Here is a 14,552-nt window from a genome sequence, read left to right on the forward strand (position 1 = left end):
CAAAAAAGATGCTGCCCACAACCGGTCCAGCATCTTTTTTCTTTCTCATTAACTAAATAAATCCTTCAAACGAGCCCAAAATCCTTTTTCTTCTTCAACAGGCTTTTCAGCTGTTTCAGGTTCTTCATATTTTATACTCTCCGTTTTCAATACGAACTGTACTGAATTTACGTTTTCATTTTTATCGGAAACAAAGGATACTGCCTCAAAATCTGATTTATCAAATTCTGAAATCATCTGATCGATTTCTTCTGTCATTTGACCTGGCAGATCACTGGTCGATTCGTGCAATTCATTTGTACCGTCATGAAGCTCGCCTGCACCATTTTCCAATTCCTCTGTTCCGTCAGCCAATCCTGCTACACCTGTGTGCAATTCCTGATAAGAGCTGGATAATTGGCTTACTCCGCTAGTATAGTCCTCTAATCCGGAATGGAATGTTTTATAATTGGAAGACAAAGCGGCAATCCCTTCCTGAAGTTCGGCAAAACTGCCAGCACTATCCATTTTCTCAAGGGAAGAAGACAGCTCGCCGGCCATTGCATCCAGATTACGCTGCATTTCAGCAAGTGCGTCGATAACACCCTGTAATGTGCCATCAACTGCAGCAAAAGCCTGTTTTACCTCAGCATAGGTTCCTTTTGCAGTTTGAGCTGCAGTGTATGTTTCAATTAGTTTTCCTACTACTTCCTGATCTGCGTCGCTGCTTTTTAAGGCTGCAAATTCTTCCTTTGTAAGAGTATAGGAAGGAATTGCTTCCATCGCTGAATCCAGAGCACCATAGGCACTTTTGTAATTCTGTTTGAGAGCAGCTAAACCATCTTTTGTGTCTCCTAAACCGCCAGATATTCCGGCAAGTCCGTCGACTAGCTGGTCCATCCCGCTTGTATCAATTTCTCCGGCATTGCCAAGTGAATTACTCATTGTTTCGAGTGCTTTTTCAATTTCTCTAGAACCACTTACCAGTTCAGCGGAAGAACCTGCAAGATCTGAGATTCCATTTTTATATTGGCTAGAACCATCTTCCAATTCACCTGCACCATTATTTAATTCGGAAACACCGCTGCTTAATTCAGCAACCCCATCATTCAACTCTGAAATGGCATCAGACAATGTTTTCATTTCACCTGTCATGTCGCCCGCATCAGGGCTGTCAATCGACATGGACTGTGGTGCCCCTGCAATATCAATCCCGGATAGTTCAAAATTCGCAGCGTCCGCTTCCACTGCAAGTTTTCCCTCATTCTCAGGCATCACGGTAAATGTTACTTGCTTGTTCTTACCATTATTGGCAACCATCCCGTCCGGAGCTTTGATATTCGTAAACACACTGGAATCCATCGGAATGGAAATTTGCAATAAGTAGTTTTCAAAGAATACCGGATTGACCTTCTCATTTGCTGATGTTTCTATTTGAATTTCAACATGGCCGTCCTTTCCGGCTAAATCCTCAGGTGAAATCTGCTTTCCATCCAAGGTATAGGAAATTGCAATATCCCAAGGCAGGGGTTCCTCATCCAGATTCCCCTGATAATAGAATTTCCCTTCCGGCGCGCTGAGCTGTACCTTTTTATCTTTTTGTTCCAGTTCAGCTAAATCAGTTAGGTTCTTCAGGCTGGAATACGAGCCATAATCAACGACTTTTCCTTCTTTTTTTATGTCTAACGTATTTACCACATATATTTTCTGCCTGTCACCAGTGGCACTGAGATTCGCATATACCACTTCATCCTTTGATGAAACTTCCCCATTTTTTTCAGAACTGGATTCCTCTGAATTGCTGTCATTTGCAGAAACAGTTGCAAGAAATGACGGCAATACAAGAATCATAGCTGTTAACACAAGTAGTATCTTCTTTATTCTCCTCATCATCATTTCTCCTTAAAAAAGTTTGGTTTCCATGTTGTCTTTTCTATTACTCTATCAAATACCAATAGTATAGCCGGCAGGAATAGCACGACCATAATAAAGGCAAGCAATGCCCCTCGTCCAAGCAATAGGCCGATCGATGACACGATTGGGTTTGTCGAGGTAATCCACAGAATGAACCCAACACTGGACAGAATCGATGCTGATATGGCAATCGAGAATATTTTTTCATCCAGGGTTTTCTTGATTGCTTTCAATGCTGTCATTTCTTTTCGGTTCTCTTTATATGCTTCCGTCAGTAGAATAGCATAATCCACTGTCGCTGCCAGCTGCACGGTACTGACAATCAGATATCCTACAAACACCAGCGAGGAATCCGTAAAGTAAGGAACCGACAAATTGATCCATACAGATGACTGAATCGTAAGCAGAAGGATTACAGGATACGAAATGGACTTAAAGGTGATCATCAAAACAATGGCAATCGTAATGACGGTCAGCAAATTAACGACTGTATTATCTTTTTGAACAACATTTTTCATATCATATAATGTCACGCTTTCTCCAAGCGAATAGAAACCATCTCCATAATAGCCTTCTGCTGTTTTGTGGACATCTTCAATAAAACCAAATGCCACATCTCCCTCGGCCTCCGTATTGGTTTGAAGAATGATCCGGCTGTATTGTTCAGAAAAGAACTGTTCCGTCACGGATTCACCCAGGTAATCAGGCGGAATCCCCGCTCCGACAGTGCTGACATAGGAAATCACACTTTTCACATGCTCGTTTTCTTTTAGGTCCTGCACTAGTTCTTCTTCTTTTGCTATATCACCTTTTGGAACCAGCAATACCATCGAGGTATTTTTCCCAAACTCCTCTTCAATTTTTTCAATATCACTGCCAGCACGGGTTGTATCCGGCTGTTCCCCAATCCCATAGATAAAATTGGTTTGACTTTGTGCTAAAAACGCCGGTACAAGAAGCAGCAATACGATAAGCAAACTTGGTACTTTCAGTTTTACAACCTTGCTTCCGATATTTTTGAAACTAGGAAGCAATGCTTTATGCTGTGTTTTATCAATCCAATGATAAAACATGAGTGTCAATGCTGGTAAAAAGACCATGACACTGATAAAGCTTAAAAGAATTCCTTTTACCAGGTTCAGGCCTAAATCTGACCCAATCCCAAAATCCATAAACATTAGTGCGATAAAACCGAAGAAGGTTGTTGACGCACTAGCTATAATCGCAGGGAACGACCGCTTCATCGCAAGCCGCATCGCTTCCTTAGGATCAGCTACTTTCTGTCTGTAATCTGAGAAACTATGAAGCAGGAAGATCGCATAATCAAGTGAAACCGCGAGCTGGAGTATCGGTGCTACTGATTGAGTAACAAAGGATATTTCTCCAATAAATATATTGGTTCCAAGGTTGATCAATACAGATACACCAATAGCAGTCAAAAAGAATACCGGTTCAATCCAGGAGGTCGTTGAGAGGACCAAAATGAGAATAATAATCGGTATTAATAACGCTGCCGCATACATGGTTTCCGTAAAAGCCATCTTCTGCTGATTGGCTGTATCAAGTGCCTCACCTGCCATGGCATTCTCTTCGCCAATGAGGTCATAGATCTCATCTGTAATTTCTACTTCATCTCCTGCACGGATACTGAAGGAAAATAATGCATTGCTATCTTTATAATAAGTTTCAACGGTCTCCTCATCCGCCATTTCAATCGGAGTTTTAATATCAATCGCATCATCCAGCCAGGTGACATCAGTTACTCCATCAATGGAAGCCAGCTTTTCTTTGAAAACAAGTGCCTCCTGTATCGTCACTTCATTCATCATGACACTCGTATTCGGAACAGACCCATCAAATTCTTCCTGCATAATATCCAGTGCTTTGGTGGACTGCGCCTCTTCCGGCAAATAATCTGTCATATTGTAATTTACAGATACCGCAAATTGAGCAGCGGCACTGATAACTGTAAAGATGATAAATGCAATCACAATCGGCTTTTTATGTTTTATAATTCGTGCTGCTATGTCTATTTCTATTCATCCTCTCTTGCAAAAACAAAAAATCCACTATATCATTATATAAACACCGTGTTGGTTTTACAACAAACAGTTTCGCAAAATGCGTACATTGCCCAACATATTCGTTTGATTTGTTGGATAACATTATTTTTTATGGAGGAGATTCCTATTACTTCAGAAAAATTAGATCGGCGGAAGAAATATACACGAATGGTTTTAAAGGATAGCTTCATGAGACTGTTAAAAGAAAAGCAAATTTCAGCTATAACGGTGAAAGAACTTTGTGAACTTGCAGATATAAACCGCTCCACTTTCTATACACACTATTCCGATCATTATGACCTGCTGACACAAATAGAAGATGAATTGATTGAGGATATGAATATGTACCTGAGTGCATACAATTTCGAGAAGGAAAAGGAAACCCTGCAGATGACAGAAAAACTGCTCGAATACCTGGCGACACGGAAAGAGGAATGTCAAACACTTCTTAACAAAAATGCTGATTCATCTTTTCAAGAGAAAGTGAAAGCTGTCGCCCATCGTTACATCATGAAAAACTTGATCGAAGCGAATCATCTTGATAAAAGCCTTTCTGAGTATCTCAGTGCATTCATCGTCAGCGGCAGTATCCAAATGATGAAGCTGTGGATGGAGAAAGGGATGGAGAAATCCCCGAAGGAAATGGCGGAGGTTATTATTAATTTGATTAATAAGGGAGTTTATGGGATGAGTGGAGACATATGATAACCCAAATTCTAATATGGGATAAGTTAGAAAATGGGTTATATGATAAAATTGCACACTCATGAACAGTTGTTGAATCAGTGATCATGAGTGTATTTTTTCATTATTCCAATAATTTCGTGGAAGAGTGTGAGTCCCCGCGCTACACTAAAGTTAAATAAAATATCTCTCATTTTAATTTATTTTTGCAGTGGTCCAATTTTAAATAATAACTCATCTTCTTGCCCTTTTTCCGGGAAATCTTTAGTCAAAAAATAATGACTAAGTTTCCAATTCGTATTAAATTTCCTTGCAAGCCCTAAGAATAGATGTCTTGATGCTTCATTTGACCGTGCTACAGTCGATTCCACATAATGAATCCCTTCACATGCAGTACGTTCCAGTAATTGCTGCAACATTCTTTTTGCTAATCCATTCCCTCTTTCAGACTCTTGAACTGCTATCTGCCAAATAAATAATGTATTCGCTTTTTCCGGGTGAATAAACCCAGATATAAAGCCGACAATCTTATGTGTCTCTTTACTAGTAACTACAATTGACGTATCTGCAAAAAACTCGCACCACATCAAATAGCTATAGGATGAATTCAAATCCAGGTTGCCAATTTGTTTAACAAGATTATAAACTTCAGCACCGTCTTCTTTGTCTGGCTTACGGAAATGATATTCTGCTTTACTTATATCCAACTTTTCTGCTACTCCCGAAATAGTGATGCTTCCACCTCCAAATTCATTTTCCTTATATCAATCACCATTAATATCCTATAAGTAATCGTTTGTTTCGTCAAAATGGATTAAACTTGAAATAGCCTGTTTAATCATGACTAATCGTTTTTAAGGAGAAATAGATGCCGTTGTCTATAAAATGCTACCAGATAATATGACATCATCCGGAATTTAAAGAATTCAGTGAATTTCCATTTCCATAAACGCTTGATCTATCAGTGTTTTTATCAACTTTCTTCCAGAAGTAAGATATTTTCTTAATTATTAATGATTAATTTAACTTAGTTAAAAGGCTTCTCTAATTTATGCTGCAAAAGTTGAGTGAACAAATAGCATTAAAAAATTACCACTTATGAACCGTTGTTTAATCAATAATCATGAGTGGTTGTTAAAGTAACGTATTGACTTATCCCGACCTATCTCTCTATCCCGGCAACTCCAAAACCACCAGGTCCAGCGTGCGTAGAAATCATAGCGCCGGCTTGCATCCATTTGATATTTTTAAACCCATGTTCTTTTGCGATAGCCGTCATTCTATCCTTGATACTTTCATCAAGTCCAATGGAGTACAGTAAATAGAGTTGTCCTTTATCAATGTCGTACTGATTTAAATATTCCTGCAAAAGTTTTTCTGTAACGGCGCTCATTTTACCGCGATATTTTTTGGTGGAAACAAGTTTTCCATTTTTTAATTCGATGCAGGGCTTGATCTTTAATAAAGCACCTCCAAGATAAGCCAGATTACTCACTCTTCCACCCGCCTTTAAAAATTCTAAGCTTCCGGGAACGAAAGCCAGTCTGGACTTCGGTATGATTGATTCAATTTTTCCCACTAAATTTTCGGGTTCAATTGCAGGTTCTTTCTCTAATAGATCAACCGCATACATTACAATCGCAGCCAATCCTCCTGTAACGTTTAAAGCGTCAATCAGGATAATATCATCCAGATTTTCCGTAGCGATGAGGGCATTTTGAAAGGAAGAAGATGCTTTTGACGTATAACCAATATGTATAATGATGCAACCAGGATAATCCGCTTTTATCCTCTTAAAAAAATGCTCATATTCATGGGCGTTTGTTGCTGTTGTAGAAGGGATTTTTCTCGTCCGCTCATGATAATCATAAATATCCTGTACTGCTAGCGTTCCATCTAGATAATCCTTATCATCCATAATAACGTGCATCGGGACGACTTGAACTTCATGTTTCTCAGCTGTATCCTTTGGCAGATCCGCTCCACTCTCTGTGGTTAAAATAATTCTTCTCATCTATCTAACCCCTCCTTGATTATTAATACCTATTCTTACTATACATTATAAGGAAGGACTTTTCAGAAATTAATTTAAAAGTACAAAAGTCGTGCAATTAGAATCGAAAGTCGCGCGACTAAACATGATTATCACACGACTTTACGCACTTTATGCTAGACCAACCCCATTGCCAAAGGGATTGGTGGGATATTGGCAAAAAAACAGGCAGGACCTTATTGGATCCAGCCTGAAATTTTAAATTATAAATATTGTCCTGTCACTGATGATAGATTCGCCTTAATGTCATTTGGCGTTCCTTCTGCAATAATATTTCCACCTTTGACACCGCCTTCTGGTCCTAAATCAATTATCCAGTCACTCTTATTGATCATATGAAGGTTATGTTCCACCATGATAATTGAATTGCCCTTATCGATTAAACGATTGAATAATTCTAACAAATATTGAATGTCATAAGGATGCAGACCTGTTGATGGTTCGTCTAATAAGAATAGACTTTTTTGTTTATTTTTCTTCAGTAAGGATGTTGATAACTTTAATCGCTGACCTTCACCGCCAGATAATGTTGTAAGAGATTGACCAAGTTTTAAGTAACCTAATCCTATCTCCGTTAGTAATTTCAGAACTTTGTAGATTTTTGATTCGTTCTTGAAAATATCTGATGCTTCTTCAACTGTACACTCTAGGCAATCATTTATATTGAAGTCATTGTATGTGATGTTGAGGATATTTTCTTTGAAACGTTTCCCTTTACACGTCGGACAGACAACTTCCATATCATTAAAAAATAGCATGTTGCTCATGACATACCCAAGCCCTTCACATGTCTCACAACGGCCGCCATTCGTGTTGAATGAGAAATGTTTTGATGTAAGACCTTGTGCTCTGCTTTCTTCGAGTTTGGCAAAAACATTTCGAATATCTGTAAATGCATTGGTATATGTTGCAACATTTGATCGTTTCATTTTTGTAATGCTTGTTTGATTAATTGTAATGATTTCATCAAACTGGTCTAATCCAGAAACATTGCTACGTTCCTCTCCTACGACATCAAAAATCAGTGAGGATTTGCCAGACCCTGAGACGCCCGTTACACTTACAAGTGATTCTGCAGGCACAGCAACACTTACAGAGGCAAGGTTATGACGCGTAGCATTTTGAATATGAATTGGCGTTTTTCCTGGTTCTCTAATGTCCTGCTTAGGCTGGTTTTTCTTTGAAATGTAGTCTTTAATCAAGGACTTCTCATTGTTTTTAAGGTCTTCCAATGTACCCGTACCAACTAATTCACCACCGAACCGGCCCGCTTTTGGTCCAATTTCAATTAAAAAATCAGCTTCTCTCATTACATCCGTATTATGTTCAATTACAATTACTGTATTGCCTTTGTCTCTTAGTTTTTTCATGATGTCGATGATACCTTCCGTATCTTTAGCGTGAAGGCTTGCAGTTGGTTCGTCGACAATATAAACAACATCTGTCAGGTCAGAATCTAAGATGGCAGATAGTCGAATGCGCTGACTTTCACCGCCAGATAATGTGTTTGTCCCACGTTCTAAAGTGAGATATCCGAGACCCAGCCGTTTTATACGTTTAAGTTTTGTTTCTATATCACGGATATAGACATCAACTGCATTTATGTCCTCTTTGGTAAAATTTAACCTGCAGTCACTGATCCATTCCAGCAATTGCTCTAAATCCAATGCTGCTATTTCTGTGATGGAACGATCCATTACTTTAACACTGCGGCTTTGTCCGTTTAATTTCGTGCCGTTACAATCCGGACAGGTATCACTAAAGAAAAAGATGGATTCCTTGCCCATATCTCCACTTTTTTCTTGATATTTACGCCAAAGGTTTGTCATTACACCTTCGAATTTGCCATCACCAACTGTTTTTGGCTCCTTTTTATTCGTATTATTTCGAATTTCTTTACTGCTTGTGCCATAACAGAGCAGTGCATATTGTAATTCATTAAACTTTTTTAGCGGCGTATTTTCTTCAAGTGGCACATCGTAATAGTTCATTGTATTTTTGATATTTTCAATCTGATACTCTAAGTAACGGCCTGTCCACAATGCAATTGCACCATTTTCAATGGACAATTCCATATTAAATAAGGTGTTTTCATTAATTTGGATGACATTACCGATCCCTTTGCATTTCTGGCAAGCGCCTTCGATTGTGTTATAAGAAAAGTGGCTTCGTGTGAATTTTTTATACCTGTGCTCACAATGGGGACATCGTTGAAAAACAATAAAATCGCCATCGATATGTTCTGTTTCTTCAATGGCCTGCACAGGGTTAACCTTTTTCTCACAGTTTGGACATGATCGGATACCAAGCTTCTCATAAATCATTCGTAAACTCGTATACATGGCTGTCTTTGTGCCTACTGTCGAACGAGGATTCGACGATGTTTCCTGCTGTTTTAAACTTATCGCAGGAGAAGCACCGCTAATATGTTCCACCTTTGGTTTTTCAATGCCCTGCATTCCCATCGCTTCCAAGTATTGTCGTTGCGACTCATTAAAAAGAATATCATGTGCGAGGGTAGACTTTCCTGATCCAGAAACACCAGTTATCACTGTCAATTTGCGTTTTGGTATTTTCACACTGACATCTTTTAAATTGTGTTCGTTCGCATGTTCAATATGTATCCATTCCGTCATCACAGCAACCTCCTTTTTCTTTTGGAGAAGTCATTATACATGCGGGACTAGGGGCATGCAAGCAATATCTTAAAGAAATGCTAAATATGTTATAAACGTATTACACATGGGTATTGCAGAGGGGAGTTTGTGATTTCTTATTGTAAGCCATAGCTAATCTCCACTCCAATTATTTATTTACTTTAGATATTCCGTTTATTAATACCAGAATAAAAAAGGAGTTTTCACCACATTTGCAGAAAATATATTCTGAAGGCTTTAATTTCTAAAATTTTTATAAAACCAGGAGGTAAACATGGGCAGATTAGTGCATTTCGAAATTTACGCAGATGATATGGACCGTGCTAAAAAATTTTATGGGGAAGTATTTGGATGGACATTTGAAGATTGGAGCGAATATGCCGGAATGCCTTATTTTGGGGCAGTGACTGGTGATGAGGATGAGCCTGGTATTAACGGGGCTTTAATGCAGCGGCAAAGTCCTCCTCCAGAATCGGACCAGCCTGTAAATGGCTATGCTTGTACAATGGGCGTGGAAGATTACGATGCTGTTGAAGCAAAAATTCTTGACAACAGCGGCGTGACAGCAATGCCAAAATACGCTCTGCCTGGCAAAAATCACTTTGTTGAGGTGTTGAGTAAAATGAAGCTGTTGTTGCTCAAGTCAATAAAACAGATAGCTTTTTCACACACTAATAATTAACTCTCACCCTCCAGTAGTTATTTGCTGCGGCCACCGTTTGATAATGAATCGCGATTACCTGAGATACCGCAATTAAGCTATCTGCATTCGTTGAGTATTTCGGACGCAACTTTTTTCTGATTTTTTCAGAAGGCTGTGTCACTTCCACCCCTTTTTGCGCAAGTTTGACCGCCAATTCAAATCCTTTCTCTGGCGTATCGGTTTGCAAACTCCTAAGCTTATCTCCCACATCATTCACACCCCTCGGATATATTTATCACACTATATGTGCACCCAGTAACACATGTGAAAAGTGTAGTTTTTCAACAATTATGCCTGATTAGCAGAACACTCCTTATTATTGTAAATATTTATTTCCATATCTGTGAAGACAAGTGTGATTTTAACAAAACAAAACCACAGTGATTTCTTTTAATATCACTGCAGCTTTGTTTGAATGGCTTGTTGGAAACTTTAAATTGAATTTAATTTATTTTCTTTTGATCCGAGCTTCGAACGATAATCTTATATGGTTCGTCTTTCATAACTTTTTGAATTTCTTCCGTAGCTAAAAACTCTTCAACGGTTGTTTCTATTTCTTCGGCAATCTCTTTAGCATCCTTATCTGAACTGTCGATAGTTGTTTTTACAATGATTTGCAGTGGTAACGGATGGAAAGAATACGCCATTCCCTTTGTATGGAATTCTTTTCTCGCCCTTAACCCTTCATGTAACGGACTAATTACCTTACTTGATATAGCCATTTCCAGTTCCTTTCGTTCTTTATTAAAAATATTCAATTTGATATCGAATTCCCCAAAATCTTTGGAATCGATGACCTGCCGAATGATTTGTTTGATTTCCGCCGTTCTTTTCTCCGTATCTGGTACATCAACTGTTACATAGTGGTCATATTGATTATGGCGCACACCAAACGTAGGAATACTAAATCCTTTTTCTTCAAACTTTTGATGGATTTCTTCCATTAAAATATTACTTTCGTTCACATACTGTTTCGTTTCTTCACTAAGATCTTCCATCATCTCATCTTCCGTCACGATCTCCTCATCCCGATTATATCTCTCGGTCTTGACTGAAAATGCATCATAGCTATGTGCCTGCAAAATATCTTCGGCTTCCTTTTTCACCTCACTTTTTACATCCTCATAGTAAGTTTCTGTTCCATCTATAGCGACATACATGATTTTTTTCGGATAGGGTGATTCATCCACTCTATGCACCTTAAATCCAAGTTCATTCAATTCCTCTGTCATCACCTTTTCTATTGGTTCAGACGCAGTAATATTACTTAAAAATGGTACTTTTGCCAAAATGGCAGACATGGTTGGCGAAACAAAAGTAGATCCTATTAATAAAGAAAATACGATGATCACAGCAGTTGAAAAAGTTACCGCTCGATTTCCTATTAATCTCTTGGATAAGCTCATTTCCGCCTTTGATTGTTTGACACCTTGCTTCGCTCGATCGTGCAACTCTCCCGGGATTTCAATAGTTTCTATTTCATGTTTTATTTTATTGCTCATACAAATCATCCCTTCTTACTTGGTTGCGAAGCTTTTCCAGCGTACGATACAAGTTTGACTTTACCGTTCCTAATGGCATCCCTTCCATTTCGGAAATCTCTTGAAAGGTATAACCAAAGTAGTATTTCATCAAAACGATATTCTTATCTGCTTCGTTAAGTTCGTTTAACAAATCTTTGAGTGACACAGAAAGTGGGATGTCCTCGTCTTCTGTACCGATAAACTCTGCGTGTTGCGGATGAAGATGCACAATCTTTTTGTTTTTTCTAATTAAATCAATCGCGCAGCTAATAGCAATTCTTATTACCCATGATTTGATATATTCCGGATTTTTGATTGTTCCAATATTTTTAAAGGCTTTATAAGCCGTTTCCTGTACAACATCTAGCGCATCATGTTGATTTTTTACATAAAAATATGCCGTACGATAAACATCTTCTTCATATTGCAGGAATATTTTTAAGAATGCTTTATCATTCCCTTTTTGCGCTTTCTTTACTAGCTTCTTTATAACAATCACCTGCTTCTCCAATTGCTTTTGATCATGATCACTTATTAGACGAACAAAATGACAATTTAGCTTTCATTTATTAAAATTATTGGTTTTCGTTTATTGTGGCACCATTCTCAATCTATGATTTGGGGACTTTCGTACAGAAGAAAGAACTTGGAATTTCTATTTCCAAGTTCCTTTTTATCTACACATAACTTAAAATACCAACATTTTTATATGAAGTGATAAATTTATCTTATTGATTCCATTACATCGTTTAGTTGCTTCTTCCGCTAACGCACCAGCTAGGACAATAGCTTAAACAATCTGAACTTTGCTCTTTTGAAAATAAACTGTTAAACCGAATACAACTCCATAAAACAATGACATCAACAGTGAGTATGACCCATAACTTAGGTCAAATAGTATATTACCTCCAAATAAAGGTGTAATAAAGATTAGGTAAAAAGGATACTGTATTGTTGCTATTACATCTAAAATACCATTACCAATCATAACGTGCTCAAAAGTTGTGATGACAAATACAATTACACCTGATATGACCCCGAATATTGAAAATATCTTCAATATCCTACTGCCTTTTTTAGAGTACATTAGTAACAAGACCATAAACAGTATCGTTACAAGTGCGTTGAAAGTGCCGATACTTGAATCAGGATGTTTGATTGATGGCATCAAATTAATTGAAAACGCCAACAAGTATGAGCCTATTAACAATATCAATAATATATACTTCATATTAACTCCCCCTCGTATAAATTTTTTCTTTTTCTATTAAACTGTCATTTAGGACAACAAGCGATAGGAGTTGCTGAAGGGACAACTTCTTCTTTCGTTACGCACCAGTTTAATAAGAAAAACTTTAACAAAGCAGTTCTTCTATACAACTATTAAAACTCTTGAACCTTTGAAGAACTGACCACATCTAAGAAATATTGTGGTGCTATTGCAAACTGTAATTTCTCAAAATCTGAATTAAACATGTACTTTTCTAAAATAGGCATACATTCTTCCAAATCATTTTCTCTACTCCCTACAACTGGGTCTGTCAAAAGTTTGAAGCCAATATCAGAATATAATTTTATTGCTCGATATCTAGATGGATGAGTATGTAAAAACACTGGATACTCATTTAGGGGTAAGGACTGCATTACATATGAAAGTAAAGCTCGACCAATACCTTTTCCTTCATATTCATTCAAAACTCTAAACCAGTGCAGTGTCCATATCTCACCATACGCTTTCCATAAAAAGCAGGTTCCGATAGGTTTATCATTATCATCACAGACAAATACACACCTTTGAAAAAACAGATCACCCTTTTTAAGGTACACCTGATTATAGTAGTCTGTCATGAAACCATAATATTCCCTTGCTAATTCTACCGTGTCAAACTGCATGGCTTTCCATGTATCCAACTCATCTTCTCTACAAAAGCGCACATGATACCCTTTTGGTAATTGTCTTGCAGCTTTTGAAATTAATGAATTACAAATCATAAATAGACTTTTTTCCGGTATTTCATCACTCAATTAATAAATCCCCTTTAAAATATATTTGTTTTCAGTTTAACATTTATACATCTACTTTTATGATTTTTCTTGTTCCACTAACTGGTGCCCTTTACCTTAATATTGCTTCTTTCGCTAATGCACCATAAAGTTTACTCTAACCCCCTTATGTGCAGGGAATATCAAAAAGACACTTTCTTATTTAAGAAAATGCAGCCTTGGAATAAGGTTTGATCAAAAGCACCTCGCAAAGCCACACTTTGGGCAAACCAAAAGAATCCGTTTTGAAAAAAAGATTGATCAAAACGAATCCTTTTCCTGTGAACAGGTGTGAAGTTTTTATAATAGAGTTTGATCATTTTCTGGCTATGATCTTCAACAAACGCGCCCTATAGTGGAATAACTGTAAAGCTAATAAAACCTTTTAAAAGCTGCGTTTCCCTGGCCAAGCTCCTTGCATTTTACTTAGGAATACAATTTGCCCAATATGATATGCGTCATGCAATGCTAAACTCTTCAGTTCAAGCACTAATGAATTATCTTCTCCTGGGATCTGTCTATACAAATCTTCATATTCTGATTTTGCTAGTATTTTTTCAAGTTCACGATGAACATAAAAGTATTCTTGTTTTGTCTCCTTCCAATTTTCTAACGTCTCAGTTGGTAATCGAAATGTAGATTCATTATTTTCTGCCTGTGGTTCATTCGCTGTTTCACCAAGAAATCGCAGCAGAAATCTCTTTTCATAGAAAAGTAAATGACAAACTAATTCCCAAATGGAATTCATTGCCCCCTCATCTGGTTTCCAAATTGCCTGTTCTAAAGTGATATCCTCTAGCACTTTTTCAAGTGGTGGAAACCAGTCTTCTTCATCTAAGCAGCTTCCCCATTGTTGTAGCAAAAGTGTCCTTTCATCCATTTTCTATTACCTCCAATTTAATCCCTTTGATTAAAAATGATATGCAGCGTGCT

The 14,552-nt window shown here is 37.7% G+C and carries 13 protein-coding genes; 2 read left to right on the forward strand and 11 right to left on the reverse strand.

Annotated elements, in window-relative coordinates; all coding sequences use genetic code 11:
* Positions 1–48: 48 nt before the first annotated feature.
* Together CIL03_RS15915 and CIL03_RS15920 are read right to left on the reverse strand one after the other, a co-directional pair.
* Positions 49–1,869, reverse strand: coding sequence for a coiled-coil domain-containing protein (locus CIL03_RS15915; RefSeq protein WP_094886877.1), 1,821 nt, complete (start codon positions 1,867–1,869; stop codon positions 49–51).
* A gap of 2 nt (positions 1,870–1,871) precedes the next feature.
* The gene (locus CIL03_RS15920) at positions 1,872–3,815 is read right to left on the reverse strand and encodes an efflux RND transporter permease subunit (protein WP_240508109.1); all 1,944 of its coding nucleotides are present in this window, start codon (positions 3,813–3,815) and stop codon (positions 1,872–1,874) included.
* Between the two features lie 330 nt (positions 3,816–4,145).
* Between CIL03_RS15920 and CIL03_RS15925 the strand changes: the two genes are divergently transcribed.
* Complete coding sequence (locus tag CIL03_RS15925; protein WP_240508098.1) at positions 4,146–4,661, forward strand: TetR-like C-terminal domain-containing protein; 516 nt, start codon at positions 4,146–4,148, stop codon at positions 4,659–4,661.
* A gap of 179 nt (positions 4,662–4,840) precedes the next feature.
* Here the strand turns inward: CIL03_RS15925 and ectA are convergent, their stop codons facing one another.
* The 3 genes from ectA to CIL03_RS15940 all read right to left on the reverse strand — a co-directional run bounded on the left by ectA (position 4,841) and on the right by CIL03_RS15940 (position 9,329).
* The gene (ectA, locus tag CIL03_RS15930) at positions 4,841–5,347 is read right to left on the reverse strand and encodes a diaminobutyrate acetyltransferase (protein ID WP_094886879.1); all 507 of its coding nucleotides are present in this window, start codon (positions 5,345–5,347) and stop codon (positions 4,841–4,843) included.
* 455 nt (positions 5,348–5,802) lie between these two features.
* Positions 5,803–6,654: a DegV family protein gene (locus CIL03_RS15935; RefSeq protein WP_094886880.1), complete on the reverse strand. Its 852-nt coding sequence runs from the start codon at positions 6,652–6,654 to the stop codon at positions 5,803–5,805.
* 242 nt (positions 6,655–6,896) lie between these two features.
* Entirely contained in the window at positions 6,897–9,329 is a 2,433-nt protein-coding gene (locus CIL03_RS15940; RefSeq protein ID WP_094886881.1) for an ATP-binding cassette domain-containing protein, read from the reverse strand.
* 295 nt (positions 9,330–9,624) lie between these two features.
* Here CIL03_RS15940 and CIL03_RS15945 point away from each other — a divergent pair, with 295 nt between their 5' ends.
* On the forward strand, positions 9,625–10,032 hold the full coding sequence (locus CIL03_RS15945; protein ID WP_108721258.1) for a VOC family protein: 408 nt from the start codon (positions 9,625–9,627) through the stop codon (positions 10,030–10,032).
* Here CIL03_RS15945 and CIL03_RS15950 read toward each other — a convergent pair.
* The 6 genes from CIL03_RS15950 to CIL03_RS15975 all read right to left on the reverse strand — a co-directional run bounded on the left by CIL03_RS15950 (position 10,022) and on the right by CIL03_RS15975 (position 14,499).
* On the reverse strand, positions 10,022–10,261 hold the full coding sequence (locus tag CIL03_RS15950; RefSeq protein WP_094886882.1) for a hexameric tyrosine-coordinated heme protein: 240 nt from the start codon (positions 10,259–10,261) through the stop codon (positions 10,022–10,024). The two genes, CIL03_RS15945 and CIL03_RS15950, sit on opposite strands and share 11 nt — an antisense overlap.
* A 235-nt stretch (positions 10,262–10,496) precedes the next feature.
* A complete protein-coding gene (locus CIL03_RS15955) occupies positions 10,497–11,555 on the reverse strand; it encodes a DUF4030 domain-containing protein (RefSeq protein ID WP_165767983.1) in 1,059 nt (352 codons plus the stop codon).
* Positions 11,545–12,075, reverse strand: a complete 531-nt coding sequence (locus CIL03_RS15960) for an RNA polymerase sigma factor (protein ID WP_094886884.1) — start codon at positions 12,073–12,075, stop codon at positions 11,545–11,547. The genes CIL03_RS15955 and CIL03_RS15960 overlap by 11 nt, the downstream gene beginning before the upstream one ends.
* Before the next feature lie 291 nt (positions 12,076–12,366).
* The gene (locus tag CIL03_RS15965) at positions 12,367–12,807 is read right to left on the reverse strand and encodes a hypothetical protein (RefSeq protein WP_094886885.1); all 441 of its coding nucleotides are present in this window, start codon (positions 12,805–12,807) and stop codon (positions 12,367–12,369) included.
* Between the two features lie 152 nt (positions 12,808–12,959).
* A complete protein-coding gene (locus tag CIL03_RS15970; RefSeq protein WP_240508099.1) occupies positions 12,960–13,601 on the reverse strand; it encodes a GNAT family N-acetyltransferase in 642 nt (213 codons plus the stop codon).
* 403 nt (positions 13,602–14,004) lie between these two features.
* A complete protein-coding gene (locus tag CIL03_RS15975; protein ID WP_094886886.1) occupies positions 14,005–14,499 on the reverse strand; it encodes a DinB family protein in 495 nt (164 codons plus the stop codon).
* Between the last annotated feature and the right edge of the window lie 53 nt (positions 14,500–14,552).

Source organism: Virgibacillus indicus, assembly GCF_002266285.1.
Lineage (GTDB): Bacteria > Bacillota > Bacilli > Bacillales > Amphibacillaceae > Virgibacillus_K > Virgibacillus_K indicus.